The organism is Deltaproteobacteria bacterium, from assembly GCA_016178705.1.
Taxonomy (GTDB): domain Bacteria; phylum Desulfobacterota; class Binatia; order HRBIN30; family JACQVA1; genus JACOST01.
On record JACOST010000001.1, the window covers coordinates 53,020 to 72,500 of the forward strand.

15 protein-coding genes (1 of these 15 running past the window's edge) are annotated in these 19,481 nt (G+C 64.4%); 10 read left to right on the top strand and 5 right to left on the bottom strand.

Features of this window, described 5'->3' with window-relative positions:
- Positions 1–645: 645 nt before the first annotated feature.
- Positions 646–2,268 (top strand): UDP-N-acetylglucosamine 2-epimerase (non-hydrolyzing), encoded by a 1,623-nt coding sequence (gene wecB / locus HYR72_00215; GenBank protein MBI1813386.1) that lies wholly within the window; start codon positions 646–648, stop codon positions 2,266–2,268.
- Positions 2,268–3,542 carry a nucleotide sugar dehydrogenase gene (locus HYR72_00220; protein MBI1813387.1) on the top strand — a complete coding sequence of 425 codons (1,275 nt, stop codon included), beginning with the start codon at positions 2,268–2,270 and terminating at the stop codon, positions 3,540–3,542. Before wecB ends, HYR72_00220 begins: the two co-directional genes overlap by 1 nt.
- 283 nt (positions 3,543–3,825) lie before the next feature.
- On the opposite strand, the gene HYR72_00225 is transcribed toward HYR72_00220, so the two are convergent.
- The 3 genes from HYR72_00225 to HYR72_00235 all read right to left on the bottom strand — a co-directional run bounded on the left by HYR72_00225 (position 3,826) and on the right by HYR72_00235 (position 9,154).
- Positions 3,826–5,094 carry a DUF1329 domain-containing protein gene (locus tag HYR72_00225; GenBank protein MBI1813388.1) on the bottom strand — a complete coding sequence of 423 codons (1,269 nt, stop codon included), beginning with the start codon at positions 5,092–5,094 and terminating at the stop codon, positions 3,826–3,828.
- 150 nt (positions 5,095–5,244) lie between these two features.
- A complete protein-coding gene (locus HYR72_00230; GenBank protein MBI1813389.1) occupies positions 5,245–5,979 on the bottom strand; it encodes an OmpA family protein in 735 nt (244 codons plus the stop codon).
- A gap of 76 nt (positions 5,980–6,055) precedes the next feature.
- Complete coding sequence (locus HYR72_00235; GenBank protein ID MBI1813390.1) at positions 6,056–9,154, bottom strand: PAS domain S-box protein; 3,099 nt, start codon at positions 9,152–9,154, stop codon at positions 6,056–6,058.
- 133 nt (positions 9,155–9,287) lie between these two features.
- Between HYR72_00235 and HYR72_00240 the strand changes: the two genes are divergently transcribed.
- From HYR72_00240 to HYR72_00275, 8 genes are all read left to right on the top strand, one after another.
- A complete protein-coding gene (locus HYR72_00240; protein MBI1813391.1) occupies positions 9,288–9,962 on the top strand; it encodes a TetR/AcrR family transcriptional regulator in 675 nt (224 codons plus the stop codon).
- Positions 9,963–10,019: 57 nt separating this feature from the next.
- The gene (locus HYR72_00245) at positions 10,020–11,189 is read left to right on the top strand and encodes a cytochrome P450 (protein MBI1813392.1); all 1,170 of its coding nucleotides are present in this window, start codon (positions 10,020–10,022) and stop codon (positions 11,187–11,189) included.
- Between the two features lie 35 nt (positions 11,190–11,224).
- On the top strand, positions 11,225–12,754 hold the full coding sequence (locus HYR72_00250) for an aldehyde dehydrogenase family protein (protein ID MBI1813393.1): 1,530 nt from the start codon (positions 11,225–11,227) through the stop codon (positions 12,752–12,754).
- A gap of 100 nt (positions 12,755–12,854) precedes the next feature.
- Positions 12,855–14,921 carry a PD40 domain-containing protein gene (locus tag HYR72_00255; GenBank protein ID MBI1813394.1) on the top strand — a complete coding sequence of 689 codons (2,067 nt, stop codon included), beginning with the start codon at positions 12,855–12,857 and terminating at the stop codon, positions 14,919–14,921.
- 31 nt (positions 14,922–14,952) lie between these two features.
- Positions 14,953–15,561 (top strand): orotate phosphoribosyltransferase, encoded by a 609-nt coding sequence (pyrE, locus tag HYR72_00260; GenBank protein MBI1813395.1) that lies wholly within the window; start codon positions 14,953–14,955, stop codon positions 15,559–15,561.
- Between the two features lie 73 nt (positions 15,562–15,634).
- Positions 15,635–16,798, top strand: a complete 1,164-nt coding sequence (locus HYR72_00265) for an insulinase family protein (GenBank protein MBI1813396.1) — start codon at positions 15,635–15,637, stop codon at positions 16,796–16,798.
- A gap of 51 nt (positions 16,799–16,849) precedes the next feature.
- Positions 16,850–17,332 carry a hypothetical protein gene (locus HYR72_00270; GenBank protein ID MBI1813397.1) on the top strand — a complete coding sequence of 161 codons (483 nt, stop codon included), beginning with the start codon at positions 16,850–16,852 and terminating at the stop codon, positions 17,330–17,332.
- Between the two features lie 49 nt (positions 17,333–17,381).
- Positions 17,382–17,930 (top strand): hypothetical protein, encoded by a 549-nt coding sequence (locus HYR72_00275; GenBank protein ID MBI1813398.1) that lies wholly within the window; start codon positions 17,382–17,384, stop codon positions 17,928–17,930.
- A 42-nt stretch (positions 17,931–17,972) separates the two neighbouring features.
- Here HYR72_00275 and HYR72_00280 read toward each other — a convergent pair whose 3' ends face one another.
- Both HYR72_00280 and HYR72_00285 read right to left on the bottom strand, forming a co-directional pair.
- Positions 17,973–19,247, bottom strand: a complete 1,275-nt coding sequence (locus HYR72_00280) for a 4-hydroxybutyrate CoA-transferase (protein ID MBI1813399.1) — start codon at positions 19,245–19,247, stop codon at positions 17,973–17,975.
- A gap of 124 nt (positions 19,248–19,371) precedes the next feature.
- Positions 19,372–19,481 carry the final stretch of a hypothetical protein gene (locus HYR72_00285; GenBank protein ID MBI1813400.1) on the bottom strand. It continues 493 nt past the right edge of the window, so only the last 110 of its 603 coding nucleotides appear in the window; the start codon falls outside the window, past its right edge; its stop codon occupies positions 19,372–19,374.

A 19,481-nucleotide genomic window follows, 5' to 3' on the forward strand; every position in this document is an offset into this window, starting at 1 on the left:
GTTGGCGACGATTCTGTCCGGCGTCGACGTCAGTCGGCATCGGCTACGCCTGCCCGAGCAAGCGCTCGCGGATGGTTTCGAAACCCTCGCGCAGCGCTTGCAGCAAGCCGGATGGAATACCGCTGCGGTCGTGGGGGCGTATCCCGCGGATCGCAGTACCGGGCTGGCGCGCGGCTTCGCGTACTACGACGACCGCTACAATGCGCCGATGGAGTATCCGCTCGCGCGCGTCTCGCGCGTACCGCGGCGGCACTTCGACGATCTTGATGCCGCTCGCGAGTATCATGCGCGCAAGGTCGTCGCGGACAGCTATCGTACCGACGGCGCCGTCACGGACGCGGCGACCGCGTGGCTCGCTCGTCATGGAGGCGGTCGCTTTTTTTTGTGGGTTCACTACTTCGGCGCTCACGAGAAGCGCGATCAGCGGCACGCGATCGGGGTTGAGATCGAGACCCTGCTCAACACCTATCCGCAAGCGGTGGAACGCGTCGATGACGAGATCGGTCAGCTGCTCGCCGCGCTCGCTCAGCGCGGCTGGACCGATCGCACGTTGGTCGTCGTGCTCGGCGACCACGGACAGAGCCTCATGGAGCACGACGCTCTCGGTCATGGCGCGGACCTCTACGAACCCAGTCTGCGCGTACCATGGCTCATGCGATTTCCCGCTCGGCTTGCGCCCGGGCAGCAGATCGCCAAGGCTCGTACGGTGGATGTGGTACCCACCGTCACCGCGCTATTGGGAGTCGCCGCGCCCGCGGCGGCAATGGGTCGCGATGTGTTCGCCGAACCTGCCGCTGGCGACGCGTATGCCGAAACCTATCTGCCGGCAACCGCTGTGCTGAGCACGACCGTGACCGACGGCGACACCGCGGTGCGTCTCGGCTTCGTGCGGCGCGCCTGGCGCAGTGCGCCGTGGAAGTTCATTCGCAGCGAGCCGTCGCCGCTGCTCGACACCAAGTCACCACCGCCGGTGCCCGAGACAGTCCGCACCCAGAATGTGCGCGAGGAACTCTACAATCTCGACAGCGATCCGGCGGAGACCACCAACGTCATCGCGACGCAGCCGCAGATTGCCGAGCAGTTGCGGCAACGGCTGCAGGCGCATGTTGCCGCGGGAGGTGCGTAGTGGCGACGGCGCGCAAGATTCTCGTGGTGTTCGGCACGCGTCCGGAAGCGATTAAGCTCGCCCCCGTGATCGCGGCGCTGCGAACCGTAGCCGACGTACACGTGTGCGTCACCGCGCAACACCGCCAGATGCTCGATCAAGTGCTGCGCGCATTTGCGATTCAGCCAGACCGCGATTTGAACGTCATGCGCGCCGGGCAGGATCTCACCGACATCACGGCGGCTGTACTCAGTGGCATCCGCGATGTTCTCGCCGACGAGCGGCCCGATCTCGTTGTCGTGCAGGGCGATACCACCACGACGATGGCGGTGGCGCTGGGGGCATTCTACGCCCGCGTACCGGTGGCTCACGTCGAGGCCGGCTTGCGCACCGGCGATCCGGCAAGTCCGTTTCCCGAAGAGATCAATCGCCGAGTCACAACGGTGCTCGCCGACCTCCACTTCGCACCAACCAACGGGGCGCGCGATAACTTGCTCGCGGAAGGCATCGCCCCCGATCGCATTACCGTGACCGGCAACACCGGGATCGATGCGCTGCTGGCGACGACGGGTCGCCTGGCGCGCGGCGAGATCGCGGTACAGCTACCGGACGCAGTGGAACAAGTCAGCCGTGGTCGCCGCATGATTCTCGTCACCGGCCATCGTCGTGAGAGCTTCGGCGCGGGCTTCCTGAACATTTGTCGCGCCCTCCGACAAATCGCCGCGGAACATCCAGACGTCGCCCTGGTGTATCCGGTGCACTTGAATCCCAACGTCCGCGAGCCCGTCCACCGTTTGTTAAGTGGTGTGCCGAGCATCGCGCTCATCGAGCCGCTCGACTACTTGCCGTTCGTCGCATTGATGCAGCGCGCGGTGATTCTCCTCACCGACTCCGGAGGCGTACAGGAAGAAGCGCCGTCGTTGGGCACGCCGGTGCTAGTGATGCGCGAGAAGACCGAGCGGCCGGAGGGCATCACCGCGGGGGTGGCAACCTTGGTGGGCACGGATCCGGCGCGGATTTGCGGCGAGGTCGATCGCTTGCTGCGCGAGCGTTCGGCAGGCGCGCAATCGTCAGCGAAGGCGAACCCCTACGGCGACGGTCGTGCCGCCGAGCGCATCGCGACGGCGGTGGCTGCCTATTTTGCCACGCACCCGAGCGTGTGATGGCGTCGATCTGCGTTCTCGGGCTCGGCTATGTCGGCTTGCCGACTGCGGCGTTGCTCGCCGCGGCCGGCCATCGTGTGCTGGGCGTTGACACCGACCCCCGCGTGTTGGCGCGACTCGCGAACGGTGAACCGCACATCGACGAACCTGGTTTGGCAACCGTGGTGCGCGCGGCGCTGCAGTCCGGCCACCTGCGTCCCGCCGCGCGTCCCGAAGCCGCAGAGATCTTCGTCATCGCGGTGCCAACACCGCTGCAACGCGGCGAGGGGTTGCCCCGTGCGGATCTCGCTGCGGTGCGCGGCGCGGCGGAGTCGATCGTGCCGGTTCTGCGGAAAGGCAATCTGGTGTTGCTCGAATCGACCTCGCCGCCCGGGACCACGCGCGACGTGCTGGCTCCGGTGCTCGAACGATCCGGGCTGAGCGCCGAACGCGACCTCGATGTCGCGTACTGTCCGGAGCGCGTGATCCCGGGCAACATTCTCAAGGAGTTACTTGCCAACGTCCGCATCGTCGGCGGGCTCACATCACGCGCGGCCGAGCGCGCCGCCGAGCTTTACCGCACCTTCGTTGACGGCGAGATCATCTGCACCGACGCGATGACAGCGGAGTTGGTGAAGCTGATGGAGAACACCTACCGCGACGTCAACATCGCGCTCGCCAATCAGCTCGCGCGCATGGCCGAGGACCTCGATGTCGACGCGTGGCGCGTCATCGAGCTTGCCAATCGCCATCCCCGTGTTCATCTGCACCAGCCGGGACCGGGTGTGGGCGGTCATTGCATCGGCGTCGATCCCTGGTTTCTGGTGGAGAAGCTCCCCGAGGCGACACGCCTCTTACGCGTGGCGCGGGAGCTCAACGACGGCGTGCCAAAAGTGATGACCGATTGGGCCATCGACCTCGTGCGCGATGTCACTCGGCCAAAGATCGCGCTACTCGGCCAGGCATACAAGGGCGATGTGGACGATGCGCGCGAGTCCCCTGCCGTCCGCGTACGCGATCTGCTCGTCGCCCGCGCTGGCGCCCAAGTGGCGACTCATGACCCTCACGTCGGTGATCATCGCGATGTCGCGGCGCTGCACCGCTGCGTAGACGGCGCACATCTGATCGTTCTGCTCACACCACACGCGGCCTACCAGCAACTGGATCCCGTCGACATAGCCCAACGAATGGCGCGGCGCGTGATCCTCGACACTCGTGGCTGCGTGAATCGCACGGCGTGGCGGGCGGCGGGATTTCGCGTCGAGGTGCTGGGCGCCTCACCGCGCCCACGCTGACGTTTGTTGTGGAACAAGAGGAGGCGGAGGCATCGCCGTTAGCCGGCGGCGATGCCTCCGTTGAGACGAGGAAGCATCAGGTCGGGGGGACGACCTGTTACCCGATACCAGAGCAGCTCTCGTGCCGCGGGCAAAACGCCCAACTGCCAGGATCGGCCTCCAAGCGTGGGAGCCATCAAACTAACGAAACCGGCGCTTTCGCTACTTCGACGCCGGAGAGCCAAACGAAAAAGGCGGGGCCGTCGCCGACCCCGCCTCTCCGCGGACAACAGCTCCGTCCGAATCACGTACCGGAGGCAATCAACTCGGCGATGGTAAAAAATTCTTCCGTCATGCCGGACTTCTCTCCCTGATTGAAGTACCACCCCTGTTCACCGGGGAACTTGTTGCTCGGCAACGCCGCGCGCGTCGCATGGCTGAGCTGCATGTCCACCATGGTGATGCTGGGCTGGAAGGGCATCTCGTCCGGGTACTCGACGCCGTAGCTCGGCGTCGCGCGTTTGCGGAACGACCACTGGTTGACCCACACCTTCCACAGGTGACCGGAGCGATCAAACATATCGCTGAAGGCAATCAGGTAGCTCTCCTGATCGAGGAAGATCAGCCGCTTGCCGTACGCGTATTGCGGCAGCTTCGAGACGCCTTCAATGACCCAGACTTTGCGCTTCTCCCAGTTGTCGCAGAAGATGAAGTCGCCACCGTTGTCGCAGTACTTGACCGGAAAGTTGTCGGAGTGGAACGAGGCGAGTATTTCCTTCTCGCCGAGAAATTTCCAATCGAACCACGGGATCTGTCCGGCGTAGCCGCCATAGCTGTCGACATCCGTGTCCTGGCCGAACAGCGCGTCGGAACGCTGCGCGCTCGACAAACGGCGCACCCGACGCAGGGTCGGCAAGTAGAGCCACGTATCGTCCTGACGATCGGGACTGAGGTAACGGATGCTGGTAGAGCCGATGCCCTTGAGGTCGAAGGGTTCCAGGATGGGATGCAGCGAACTCTTGCCGCGCACTTGATCCGGGTTGGGCCGTTCCGGCTTCGGATCGACGATGATACGGCCGTTGTACAGCAGGGTGCGGAGGTGATCGAGCAGGAAGTGTCGTTCCACCCCCATCGGTCCGTCGGCGACTGGACCGGTGTCGGCGTCGAAGTTACGCAGGTCTTCGTCATCGGTGACGAAGGGCTTGTACTCGTAGTTCCACATCAGCTTCAGAGCGTACTGTGGGTCGTTGGCATCGAGGTTCGGGAATGGTAGTCCGGCGACGTGCCCGACCAGCGAGCGCCCGTCGGGCGCAAGCTTCACCTGCCCGGAGTACTTCTCGGTCGCTTCGCGAAACGCCTTGTTCCACTCGACCTTCTTGTACGGGACGATCTTCATCTGCATGCCGTGCTGCACGCACCACTCAATCCCGGGTGAGATGAGATCCTTGATTTTTTCGATGTTGTCCTTGGTAATAGTCTCGCCCGGAACGACATCGGCACGGCTCGGTCCAGCACACACCAGGAGCGCCGCGGCGAGGATGGCTAGCGCCGACACCTTTACACGAACGATCATGTAGTCCTCCATTGGTTGCGGTATGCGTTCGGGCGCGTACCGAAGCGGTTTCGAGCTTTACGTTGCGTCGTGAGCCAAGTCAACGCAGTATCCAACGTGGAGCAACGTCTGCGCACTGCCCGCGGCCGGTGGATGCCAACGTTCGCCGAACTATTCGACCCGCAGTTCCACACGACGATTCTGCGCCCGACCCGAATCCGTGCTGTTGTCCGCCACCGGATGGGTCTTGCCGAAGCCGACGGTGCTCAACTGCTCTGGCGGCACGCCGCCATTGACGAGGTAGCGGTACACCGCTTCGGCGCGCCGGATCGACAGCGCTTGGTTGTACTCGTCGCTGCCGATCGAGTCGGTGTATCCCTCGACGACGACCTTCACGCCAGGGTTGGCGAGCAACGTGTTGCGGGCTTCATCGAGCACCGGCGACGACTCGGCGCGGACGATGCTCTTGTTGAAGTCGAAGGTGATGCCGCGCAACACGATGCGCTTGCGTGTAATCGGTGGCCCAGGAGGCGGCACTTCCACGGCTGGCGGCGGCGGCGGCGCGCTGGCGACCTGCTCGCCGGGATCCAAGAACAGGTAGCCGGCGATGCCACACAGGACGGCCATGCCCGCACCCAAGCCCACCGTCCACGCGGCGTAGTTGTGATCGTCGCGAACGCAGTTCTGCTGGCTCTCGGATCCGGTCGTGGTGGTGGCACACGAATGGCCCGGGATGTTATCCGCGATGGCGTACCCGCCCCCGGCGCCGGCGGCGCCACATACGGCCGCGGAGATCCAGGTCCACTTGCCTACCGGCTTGTTCCACGAAGGCTTCTGCATCGTGGCGCACGCGCTCTGCATCAGCAGCGCCGCTATGAGGATTACTGCCCAGGATCGCCGTCGCATGTTGTCTCCCCTCCGACCGTCAGCCGTGCACAACCCGGCTAGCGCAAAGCCTTCTAGTCTTGGAGCCGCGCGCGGGTCAAGCCGAGGGTGCCGATTCCGCGGCGCGCAGCGGTTCACGGAGCTGACGTGGAACGCTGACGCGAAAAGTCGAGCCGACGCCGACCTGACTCTCCACGCCGACAGTGCCGCCCAACATCTCCGCCAGGCGGCGCACGATGTACAACCCCAGCCCTACCCCGCCGTGCGTCCGGCTATCGGCCGAATCGACTTGCCGAAACATATCGAAAATGTTGGGCAACGACTCGGGCGGAATCCCTCGGCCAGTGTCCCGCACCAGGATTTCGATCGCGTTGTCGATCTCGCGCGCGGCGATATCGATCCGTCCTTCCTCGGTGAACTTCAGTGCGTTGTCGAGCAGATTGCGGACGATCAACTTAAGTTTGCCGCGATCCGTGTGCAGCGCGCGCATGCCGTTGACCGGCTGCCAGTGCACGGCCGCTGCCGCCTTCGCCAGCCGCGGGGCGACTTGCGCTTGCAATTCCCCGAACAGCTCCCCAAGCGCGAATTGTTCCCGGGCGAGGCCGACTTCGCCGCGTTCGAGTCGGCTGAGATCGAGGGTGGCGTTGATGAGTTCGAGCAGTTGCTGCGATTGTGCCAGGACGCGGTCGAGCGTCTCGGTTTGTTGCGGCGTCACCGCGCCGAACTGCGCATCGCGCAGCAAGTCGGTGTAGCCGATGATCACGTTCAGCGGTGAGCGGAGCTCGTGCGACATGGTGGCCACGAAGTCCGACTTCAAACGATTGGCGGCGTGCAGCGCATCGAGAAGCCGTGCATTCTCGAGCGTCGTTGCCGCATGATACGCGATCCCTTCGGCGAGTCGCACGCTGTCGTCGGAGAAGGCCAGTTCTCGCCGACGCGCGAACACCAGCAACGCCAGAAAAGTCTGATCGCGGCGGATAGGAAGATAGAGTACGTGCTCAATCCCCCAGCGCTCCATCATCATGGCAGCGAGAGGTTTCGCGGCTGCGGCGCGGCTGAACTGGCGGGCCTCGGCGGTGAAGACCGGAGCCGTCTGGGGCTCAAACTCAAGGCCCTCGATCTCCAGGCGCTGTTCCTCATCGAGGCCGTGCACATGGGCCACGCGGAAACGACTCTGCTCGGCGTCATGGATCACGATAGCGGTGATGTCGGCATCGAGCAGGAGCGCTGACTCCTCGGCCAAGCTGCGGCGCAGCGCTGGGTCGCCGAGCTTTGCGTGCAAGGTTTGCGCGAACGTCAACAAATGCGCAGTCGCCCGTGCTTCGACGCGCTCTCGGTCGCGCAGCCGCGCGTTTTCGATGGCGAGGACCGCCTGGGCCGCGAAAATCTGCGCCCACTCGGCCGATTGGGCGTCGAAGCGCTCAGGGTTCACGCGATCCAGCAGCGCCAGTGCCCCAAGAATCTGGTCACCGTCGAACAGCGGGATCACCATCCAAGCGCACATGCCGACCTGCGCCACCGGATGATTGCGCCACTCGGACTCCTCAATGCGATTGACGTAGACGGGGCGCTTCTCCTCGAACGCCCGCGTGCTCAGCGCTTGCGGATCGAACAGCGGGACACTCCAGGTGCGAAATTCTTCCGCCCACTCGCCGCTGGCCCCACGGCCTACCAGCATGTCACCCTCGCGATACCACAGATAGACACACGAGACATCGAACAGATCGCGACAAATGCCCGCGATCTGCGCCGACGTGTGGTCGAGTCCGTGCGAACCGTGGAGCGCGGGCGCAACCGCCGTCAGCGCATGCTGGAACGCCGCCAAGCGCTGGGTTTGCAGCAACAGCGTCTGGCGTTCGCTGTCAACGCGCTGGCGCTCGGTGACATCACGCCCGATGCTCTGGACGTAGATGGGGCGGCCATCCCTCTGGATCACCCGCGTGTACAACTCGATCTCGTGGCGCGATCCATCACGCGCAACCAGCGGCACGACGTGCGGCTGCTGCACTGCAACGCCAGCCAAAAGCTCGCTGCGGAATTGCATCGCGGTTGGCCGAAAGTCGGGCGCGACCAGGTGCGAGAGGTGGAGGCCGCGCTGCAGATCAGCGGCGGCGTATCCCGCCAACGCCAGGGCGGCCGGGTTGGCGCCGATGAAGTATCCATTGAGGTCGGTTTCGATAATCAGGTCGGTGGCGTTCTCGAACAGATCGCGGTAGCGCGCTTCTGACGCGCACATCTCAGCCGCCAGCCGAGTGGCCTCGCGTTGGCGGTCACGTTCCTCCGTCACGTCGATCACCACGCCGAGCGCCGCCGGACGGCTGTCGTACTGAATACAACTGAAGCTCGCCCGCGCCTGGACTTCACGCCCGTCGCGTCGTGACACGCGCAACAACGTTTCGAACGGCCCGCGTTGCCCCGACAACAGGTCGGCGAGGGCGCGCTCGGCTTCTGCTAGGTCTTCGGGCCGGTACAGCTTGTTGTGTGATTGCCCGATGAGCTCCTCGCGCGAGTAGCCTAGCATCCGCGCGGTCGCTTCGTTGGCGAACACAAACCGGTCGTCTTGGTACACCAGCACGCCCGCGACCGCCCCTTCGGTGAGCGAGCGGTACTTTTCTTCCGATTCCGCTAACGCAACCTGTTGCGCGTACAGGCCCCGCCGATGTCCATCCACCAAGGTGGCGCCAACGATACACAGCATCGCTCCGACCAGCGGCGCAACGATGATGTTCGGTCCGGCGCCCACCATCACGCCGGTGATCATGCCTGCCAGCGTGTAGCCAGCAAGCGTGTACGCCGCGGCCGCCGCCTGCCACACCGGGGCCCACGGAAATACCAGCGCGGTGCCCGCGAGCTTCAGCGCCAGCGCGAGGGAGATCCCTGCGACGTTGGCTTGGGGAAGGAACAATTCCGACAAGACCAACGTGGTGAAGATCATATCGAGCAGCAGCAGGGTTCTTTCAACATGGCGACGTGCCGCGCGCAGTCGCAAGAGAAAGGCGCCGCCGAACGGGATGGCGGTTTCGACGGCGTAGAGCACCTGACCACTGATCGTGTGCGTGCCGAGCGCAACCACCAGGACATTGTAGAGCGCGACCATGGCCGCTGCGGTAATCAGCGCGCCTGGGGCGCGTTGGATCAACTGCTCCCGCCGGTGCTGAGCGAACGGCGTCCCGCCGCGAACGGTGAAAGTTGTCATTGGAAAGTGTTCGATTATAAGGTGCCTCGCCGGCCCCGGCAATGGAAAACTCTGCTGCCCCAGCCGCCCACTCGCGGGCCGCACTTGACGACAGTCGCAACATTGTAATATTGGTCACTTGCACAATAATCAGATGCACCGCGCGACCAGCACGCCACAGCCGATTCGAAGGACGCCCGGCCGCCGCAGCAGCGCCGAGGCGGCTCAGACTCGCATCCGCCTGCTCCGGCGCGCCGAGCAGGTCTTCGCCCGCAAGGGATACGGCGCGACCTCGCTGCGTGAATTGGCTCGCGCCAGCGGCGTACGCATGTTCACTATCCAGCACCACTTCGGCTCGAAACGTCGTCTATACGAAGAGATTCTCCGACAGTGGGACCGCGACGTCGAGCAGATCGTGGCGCAGGTCCTCGCAGAAACCACCGAGCCTCGCCCTTTGGTGCAGCGCACCATCGAGCGCCTGTTCGATTTCTTCGTGGCCAATCGCGCCCGCCTGAGCCTGAACGCCCGCGCCGCCCTCGGCGAAGGGCTCCCGCGACAGCTGGCGCTCAGCGACCGCAGCTGGCTCCGGTTCATGCGCACCACACTGAAGGCCCGGCACCTTGGCACTCGCGGGCTGGACCCGGGGCTGCTCCTCATCACGATCGAAGGAGTGCTCCACCATCACATCCTGGCGACGACGCACTACCGCCAGCTTTTCGGGCGCGACCTAACGAACCCGGTTGTAGCGAAAGCGGTGAAGGATCATTTGACACGGGTGATTCTCACGTTGCTCGGACCTGCTTCGGGCACAAAGACCTCGCTGGCGTAGTCACCTCGGGAAGAGTCGAGAACTGCTGCGCGGCGATGCATGAGGAGCCGATACCGTATGCCTACTGACATGGAACTCTTTGGTGGCACGATGATGAGTCCGATCGTGGATCCGTACTCCGTCTATCGGCGTCTCCGGCAGGAGCAGCCCGTGATCTGTGTCGAGGGCCTCCTCGGGCGAGATCACCTGGTCACACGCTATGACGACGTGCTCGCCATCCTCAAGAATCCCACGCTCTTCTCGTCGCGCGCCAATGCCCGCGGCGCTGGGCTGGTCATGGGCCGCACGATTCTCGAAATGGACGGGCGTGAGCATCTCCGCCACCGGACCCTGATCACTCCGTTCTTTGCGCCCAGCGCCCTACGCGGCGGCGTCGAAGCCATGATCGAGGCGACAGTGCATCACTTGATCGATCAGTTCGTCGCCGATGGACGCGCCGATCTCATCCCGCAATTCACGTTCACGTTTCCGATGCGGGTGATCGCGCATATCATCGGCATCCCGGTCGATGACTTTGCCACCTTCCATCATTGGGCGGCGGACCTGCTGCGTATCGGCGACGACCCCGAGAAGGGTTTCGCGGCATCGGCGTGGCTCATCGACTACCTGCGCCCTATTCTCGATCAGCGCCGGGCCCAGCCGGACGCCGGCCTCCTGAGCGCGCTCTTGCACACCGAGATCGACGGCCAGCGGCTCACCGACGAAGAGGTGCTCAGCTTCCTGCGGTTGCTGCTACCCGCCGGCGCCGAAACCACCTATAGGCTGCTCGGCAGTACGCTCTTTGCCCTCCTGTCGCACCCCGATCAGCTCGAGGAGGTGCAGGTCGACCGCTCGAAACTTGATCTCGCGATCGAGGAAACGCTGCGCTGGGAAGCTCCGATACAGTATGTGTCGCGCGAAACGACGACGGACGCGACCGTCGCCGGCATCGACATCCCCGCCGGCGAACTGGTGTCTGCCGCCTTGGGTTCGGCCAACCGTGACGAGCGTCACTTCGAGGACCCGGACCAATTCGACCTGCATCGTCGTCGCGACGACCACCTCGCCTTCGGACTCGGCCCGCACTTCTGTGCCGGCTCGCACCTGGCGCGCGCCGAGGCCCGCGTCGCGCTGGGCGCACTCCTCGATCGTCTACCCAATCTTCGGCTCGACTCCGCGCACCGACCGCAGGTGGTCGGATTGGCCCTGCGTTCACCGGACCGGCTACATGTCCTCTTCGACGCCTAGACCGCCGACGCCGGAAACCACAAGGAGTCGATGTCATGACGATCGATACTGCGACCGCGAACATCTCGTCTCATTCGCCGCATCTCGCGCAACATCTCGCAGTCCGCGACCCTGCCCGCGGTGATGTGATCGCCGAGCTTCCGATCGATGATGCGCTGGCGGTGCGAAGCGCCGCCGCGCGGGCTCGGCAGGCGCAGCCGGCTTGGGCCGCCTTGCCGGCGCGCGAGCGCGCCCGGCTGCTCAAGCGGGCGCGGCGCGAGGTCGTGCGCGTGCGGAACGCGATCCTCGGTTTGCTCGAGCGTGAAACCGGCAAGGCGCGCGCCGACGTGGTCGGCGAGCTGATGGCCGTCTGCCTCGACATTGGCTACCTCACGAAGCGGGCCCCACGCTGGCTCAAGCCACGGCGGGTGAGCGCGCGGCCTCTGTTCGGCAAGCGCGGGCACATCTTCTACAAACCTTTCGGCATCGTCGCCGTGATCGCGCCGTGGAACGCCCCGCTCACCTTGGCGCTTGGCGATGCGATCCCTGCGCTGCTCGCCGGTAACGCCGTGCTCATCAAGCCGTCGGAGCTGACCCCGCTCGCGGTCCGAGCTGCCGTCGAGGCGATGAACCGTGTTCTTCCGAGCGACGTACTCCAGATCCTCGTCGGCGCGGGGGAAACCGGTGCCGCGTTGGTCGATGAGGCGGACATCGTGTGCGTGACTGGGTCTCCGCAAACCGGTCGGTCGGTTATGGAGCGCGCCAGCCGCACCCTGACCCCCGTCCTGCTCGAACTCGGCGGCAAGGACGCGATGATCGTCCTGCGCGATGCCGACCTCGACCGCGCCGCACGCGGCGCCGCATGGGGCGGCTGCTTGATGAGCGGCCAGGTGTGCATGTCGGTCGAACGCATCTATGTCGAGCGCGCGGTGGCGGAGGAGTTCAAGCGCAAGCTGGTCGAGCAGATGCGTGTCCTCCGCGTCGGACCCAACGGCGCCGACGCCGAGATCGACTACGGCCCGTTTACCAGTCCTCGACAGATTGACATCGTCGCGGCGCAGGTGGCGGATGCCGAACGCAAGGGCGCGCAGATCTTGACCGGCGGCGGACCGCTGTCGATCGGTGGTCACGGTCACTACTTCCAACCGACGCTGCTCGGCAACGTCGACCATTCGATGGCGGTGATGACGGAGGAAACCTTCGGCCCAGTGATGGGGGTGATGGAGGTGGCCGATCGCGAAGAGGCAATCCGTCTCGCCAACGACTGCCGCTACGGTCTGAGCGCGAGTGTGTGGACGCGCGACGTGCGACGCGGCATCGAGCTGGCTCAGCGACTGGAGAGCGGCAGTGTTGGCGTCAACGAGTGCCTGCTGTCGGCCGGGTGCCCCGAGTTGCCATTCGGCGGCGTGAAACAGAGCGGAGTGGGTGCGCGGCACGGTGGCGCGGAAGGCCTGCGGGCGTTCTGCGTGCCGCAGGCAGTGCTCGTTGAGCGACGCGCCCGGCGGTCGGAAATCGCGTGGTTCCCCCACTCGGTCCGGTATTCGGGGCGGATGGAGAAGCTGATGGGCGTTCTCTTCCGCTGGTGAGAGAACCTCCCTTCCCCGAAACACGATTTGCACGCGATCCCAGGTTGTGGCCCGCCGCGCGGTTGTGATATCGCACGACCACTTTTCGGAGGACAATCTCATGGCGATGCGGAGTGGTTGTGGCAAGCAGGGATCTCCCCGGTTTTGGATTGCCGGACTGACAATGATCGTACTCGTGGTCGCGACCGATTGGGTGGTGGCACGCAACGCCGTGGCCGCCGACTGCAACGGGCGACGCATCGAGCGTGTCAGCGTGAGCAGCAGTTCCGCCCAAGGGAATCAGCGTAGCTTGTTGCCGGATCTCTCGTTCGATGGCTGCACGGTCGGTTTCAAGTCCGATGCCACGAACTTGGTCGGCAACGACAACAACCAAGTCACCGACGTATTCGTCCGCGATCGCGTCAGCGACACCACTACGAGGGTGAGCGTGGCGACCGACGGGCGCGAAGCCGATGACTTCAGCTTCCCCCCCGCACTGTCATCCGATGGCCAGTTGGTTGCATTCGGTTCCGCCGCCGCGAATCTCGTTCTCGACGACGCCAACCACCGCGCCGATACGTTCCTCAAGAGTCGAACGTCCGGAGTGGTGACTCGCACCAGCCTGCCGCTTGCGCCATGTCCGTTGGACGATCCCAACAACTGCGGCGGTGGCAGCCGCGACGAACCCAGCGCCATCACCTACAACGGTCGCTTCGTCGCCTTCGCGTCGGACGCCAGCAACCTGGCACTGCGCGACATCAATGAAACGACCGATGTCTTCGTGCGCGATCTTGATCAAGGCACGACCGCGTTGATCAGCCGCGCCGCGGTCGGTGCTGAGCGCGGCGACTCGGCCAACGGCCCCAGCCATTCTCCCGTGTTGAACGGCGACGGTCGCTACGTGGTTTTCGTGTCGAGGGCCACGGATTTCATCAATGGTACCGACCCCGACAACACATTGGATGAGATCATCCTGTGGGACAACCAGCAGCAGCAGTTCGAACGCATTAGCGTCACCCTCAACGGCCACGCAGCCAATGGTCCCAGCCGTAACCCCACGATTACCGATGACGGGCGCTACGTCGCGTTTGCATCTGATGCGAGCAACCTCGTGCCGGGGGATACCAACGAGACGACCGATGTCTTCATCCGTGATCGCCTGTTGGGTGTGACCACTCGCGTCGAGCCGCCCGACGGATGTGCGACCGGTGGTGCCGCCGCCATCGCCCCCAATGGCTTCAGCGACGCCCCAAGCTTTAGTGGTGACGGCCGCTTCCTAGCGTTCGTCTCGCTGGCGTCAAACTTCCTCGCGGGTGATACCAACAACGTCGCCGACATCATGGTCCTCGATCGCTCGAGTAGCTTGATCGCGCGCATCACCGGTGAAGGGGGCGTCGAGCCCAATGGCGCGAGCAACTTCCCGAACCTGAGCGGCGACGGGGAATGGGTCACTTTTCAATCCGACGCGAGCAATTTAGTGGCGGATGACACCAACCACGTCGCGGATGTTTTTGTCGCCATCAATCCGTTTCTCACCGGAGAAGCGATCCCCGGCGTGACGCCACTTCCGACCTGCACACCCACCGATACGCCGACGAGCACACCAACCACGACGCCGACACCTTGTGATGCAGGCTGCCCAACTGGCTTGGTGTGCGTGGCAGATCGTTGCGTGACCCCGACGCCGACGGTGACCCCGACTTCGTGCGCCGCCAACGGCTGCGCCGCCGGGCTCGTCTGTTCGATGGACCGCTGCGTAACACCCACGCCCACCGCGACCGCAACTTCGTGCGTTGCCCACGGTTGCCCGGGCGGCCTAGTCTGTTCGATGGACCGATGTGTGACGCCGACACCGACCGGAAGCATCACGGCGACGCCCGTGCGGACGTGTTCGCGCACCGATCAATGTCCGGCGCCGCAGGTCTGCATCGGCGGCCAGTGCGTGCCGCCTGGTCACTGCGATAGCGATGACGACTGCCCACCCGGCGACGTTTGCGACGTGGCCAACATGCGGTGCGTACCGCGTCCATCGCCTACAGCAACACTCACACCAGGGAGCGGCGGCGGTGGCGGTTGCAGTTGTCGCGTTGATCCACGCACCGCGACCAGCGAACCAGAAGCCGCATTGGCGTTTGTCTTGCCGGCGGCGCTGTGGGTGCTGCGTAGGCGGGGCGGTCTACGCCGATGATCATAGCGGCGGCACCTGGAGCGATCACCTAGTGGATGACGGGGACGCCCGCGATCTCGCGATCGCTTTGCACCGCATCGGCGCGGTGAAGTTCGGTGCGTTCACGTTGAAGGACGGTCGGGTCTCGCCGTTCTACATCGATCTGCGCGGACTGGTTTCGCACCCTGCGGTGCTGCGGCTTGCGGCCCGGCTCGTCGTGAAGTTGACCACTCCGCTCGCCTACGATCGTCTCGCCGGAATCCCGTACGCCGGTCTGCCGTTGGCAGTGGCGATGGCGTTGGAGAGCGGCCGGCCGATGATTTACGCGCGCAAAGAAGCAGCGAAGAGTTATGGAACCAAGCAGCGCATCGAGGGCGAGTTCGCCCCCGGTGAGCGCGCGCTCGTCATTGATGACGTCATCACCAGCGGCGGCGCGAAGATCGAGGCGATCGAGGTACTGCGGGAAGCGGGGTTGGTGGTCGAGGATGTTGCCGTCGTGGTGCAGCGCGATGCGTGGGGTGTGCGCCGGCTGAACGAAGCCGGGCTGCGCTTACACGCCGTATTGTCTGTCGAAGCGATGTTCAGCTATCTGCGAGAGCATGGCGTACTCGACGCGAGTCACCAGGTCCAGGCGCTCGAATTCATTCATCGCGCGCCCTGAGCGTGCTAATCCATCGCCACCACATCGTTTCATGCCGAGTCGAGTTCACTCATTTCGTCATCGTGGGCTGCGTGTGCGCTACCAACACTTGCCCGGGCCGCTGACAGCGATCGCATTGGTGGTCCGCGCCGGCGCGCGACTTGACGGCCGCTTCCCCGGCATCGCTCACATGGCCGAGCACATGCTGTTCCAGGGCACTGACTCGCTCGATCAACTTGCGCTCAATCGTCGCGCTGCCGAGTTGGGCGGCGAGCACAACGCCGACACGGGCTACGAGGACATCTCGCTGACGCTCGAAGTATTCAACGAAGACGTGCCCGCCGCGCTGGCGTTGCTAGCCGAACAGTTCTATCGCACGCGGGTCGACCCGGAGCGCTTGCGCAAGGAACGGCGGGTGGTGCTCGACGAGCTGCGCAGCCGCGCCGATGATCCGGGTGACTATTTGCACACGAAAGGCTGGTGCCGCTTCTTTGGTGGCGCGCTAGCGCACCCGGTGGTTGGCACGTGGCAGAGTCTCCGAGAGATCGGCGCTACCGACGTCACCGCGTTTCTACGGCGCTGCTTCGTGCACGCCAACACGGTGTTGGCAATCGTCGGCGGAGCGCCGGTGGCCGATGCACGCGCGGCCGTGCGCACACACTTTAGCCACGCCGATGGTCGCGCCGCACCCGCGGCGCCCGCCGTGGTCGCTGGCGGCAGCGGACGGTTGCGCTTGCGCCGACTCGGCGGCGGACAAGCGTACGTCAACAAGATGATGACCGTGACGCCCGCACCGCGCGAGCTCGTCGCCCTCGGCGTCGCATTGGATGTGGTGGGTGCCGATCCCGACAGCCGCTTGTTTCAAGAAATCCGCGAGCGCCTCGGCTTGGGCTATGACGTTTCGGCCACGCTCGATTGGGGACCCGACTGGGCCGTGGCGATGGTGTCGGCCACGGCGGCGCGCGGCCAGATGGATCGCTTGCTACGAACGGTTGAAGAAACCTGCTTGCGCGCAGCCCGCGACGGCTTCGACACCGACGAGTTGGTGCGCGCGCGCAAGAAGATTCGCTATCGCTATGCTTCACTGGCGGAGAGCCGCCTCAATCAAGCGCTGGCACTGGCGGAAGGCGCGCTCTCCGGATTTCCCGCGCCGGCCGAGGCGGAGCGCATCGCGGCGACGTTGAGTTCCGCCGAGATCGAAACCGCCTGGCGGCGAGTGCTGACTGGGCGAGCGCTGACGGTCGTGCTAGCGACCTGAGCGATTTACCCGCGGCGCGCGATTCGCTACACACGGATCTTGGAGGAGAGAATGGCGCAGCAGTGCTCGGCAGTTGCGGCGGATACTAAAGTCGAAACCCCGGAAGGTTCGATGACGATCAAAGCGGTAGCCGGTAACGCCATTGCAGTGATGACGCGCAACGCGGAAGGTCATCACATCTTTCGCCTGATGAAGCACGTCGAGAAGACCGCCGAGCAGCAGCCGGTGCTGAAGTTCACGCTCGAGAACGGCCGTAGCTTTCGGCTCGCGCCGACGCAGATCGTATTCAAGACCGGCATGATTGAAGCCCGCGCCGGCGAGTTGGTGGTCGGCGATGCCTTGGAACCCGCGTTCACCTTTCCGGCTGGCTACGTTTATCGGGACGATCAAGGCTCTGAGCGGACGTCGGCGGGCGCGATCGTCGTGACCAAGATCGAACCCGGCGGCGCCGCCGACTTGTATCGGCTCGCGGTCAATCAGACCGGCACGTTCTTCCTCAGCGCCGGCGTACTGTGCAAAGCTGACGGGGACTGAGCACGTCGCCAAGCCGCTCGGAACTAGACCCTTTGTCGAAAGGACCCACATGAAAGCCAATGAATGCGTGTTGTACAGCGGCGGCCTCAAGGGTGCCGAAGCGGCATTCGGCGCGGCGGCAGAGAAGTATGGAGTGGAGGAAATGAACCTCACCTTCGAGGGGCATGAGATCGAGCGCACGCGCGGCGTGCGCACCCTCAGCCTCGAAGAGCTGCAGCATGGCGATGTCAGCCTGGCGTATGTCTCCAAGCTGATGAACCGTCGCTATCCCGATACCGAGTACATCAAGCGTGTGTTGCAAACGATCTGGCACCAGGTCAACAACGCGCAGGAGATTTACGTCGTCGGCAAGATCCAGGATGACGACACGGTAATGGGCGGCACCGGCTGGGGTGCCGAGTTCGCCAAACTGTGCAACAAAGTTCTGTTCGTCTTCGATCAGGATCGCAATCGTTGGGAACGTTGGACGGGGTCGACCTGGCAACCAGAAGAGCCGACGATCACTCACCAGCACTTTGCCGGCACCGGCACACGCTTCCTGCGTGACAACGGCGCCAGGGCTATCGAGCAACTCTTCATCCGGTCCTTCACGAAGTAACTGCGGGCGCGTATCACGAGTCTCGGTGACTGGTACGGCTGCTTAACCACGCAGCGCCACCTCAGCTCGCAACTGCTCGCGAAACTCTGGGTGAGCGATCGCGATCAGCGCATCAACGCGCTCACGATCGGTCAACATGCCTAGGTTCGCCACGCCGTGCTCACTGACGACGTACTGCACGTGATGACGTGGGGTACTCACGCAGGTACCGGGCGCCAACGTCGGTACGATCGTCGACACCGTCTCTCCGTTCACCCGCGCGGTAGAGTGCAGGCAGATGATGCTACGCCCATCAGCGCTGTCATGTGCCCCGATGACAAACAGCTCATGGCCGCCCACACCGGAGTACTGGCGTGCACCGATTGTGTCCGCCATCACCTGGCCGGCCACATCGATTGCGAGTGCACCGTTGATGCTGGTCATACGGCGGTTCCGACGGATGATCGCGGGGTCGTTCACTTGGGCTACCGGCAGCATGCGAACCGTCTTGTTGTCATCCATCCAGTCGTAGAGTGCCCGGCTACCGGCTGCGAACGTACCTACGGACAGTCCGTCATAGACTCCTTTGCGATTGGTTACTTTGCCGGCCTGGTGCAGGCGCATGATGCCATCGACGATCATCTCCGTGTGAATCCCAAAGTCGCCCTTTGGCCCGTCTGCGAGGCGCGACGCTACGATGTTAGGCACCCCACCGATGCCGAACTGAAGGGTTGTGCCGTCCCGAATCAAGCCCTCGACGGACGCGGCGATCACGTAGTCCTCTTCCGTTGCGAGCACCTCGGGTAACTCGAAAACCGGGCGGTCGGATTCGACGATGCAGTCGATCTCCGACACATGAATGCGGTGCCCGCCAAACTCCCCGAGGCCGAAGACGCGAGGCATGGTCGAATTGACCTCGCCGATCGCGAGTCGTTGCGGGTCGCGAGCAGCCTCCAGAAAAGCGTTGAAGGATGCCCCCGCATGCAATCCGAAGCTGAAGTACCCATTGACGTCCATCGGCGCGAGGGCGGATACGACGACGCGCGGCTTCGCTCGTAGGGCGTATCGTTCCCAACCGAGGAAGTCGGCGGGCAGATACTCGATTCGCGCACCCCCGGCCGTGAGCGCTCGCTCGACCGGTCCGTAGAAACCGCTAATAAGGCGAACGCCCGGTTTTTGAATGACCAGGTAGGGTTCGGTGAGAAGACCCGTGAAGAGCACCAAGTCTTCGTAGTCATCCCGGTTGGCAAGCGCACAGAGAAACGCGGCGGCTTGGCCAGTCGCGATCGGTGCCGCAATGGTGTCTCGACGCCGAATCGACTTGACCGCGTCCGCCAAAGAGCACAGCCTCTGCCGGTAGCACTCGCGCCAATGTCTCATCGCGTCAGTCAAGACAATCGTTTTCCAATACTTTCCAATACAACGCGAGGGGGTCCCCCGAGAGGATCGGGGGACCCCCTCGCTATGCGACAGCAGAGTCGGTAGACGGCGGCATTGCCAGATTCGCGACCGGAGGGACCTGTCTCGGGCGGCCGCGCTCTCGGCCAAAAACGCGGTGAGCCGCCCACCCGG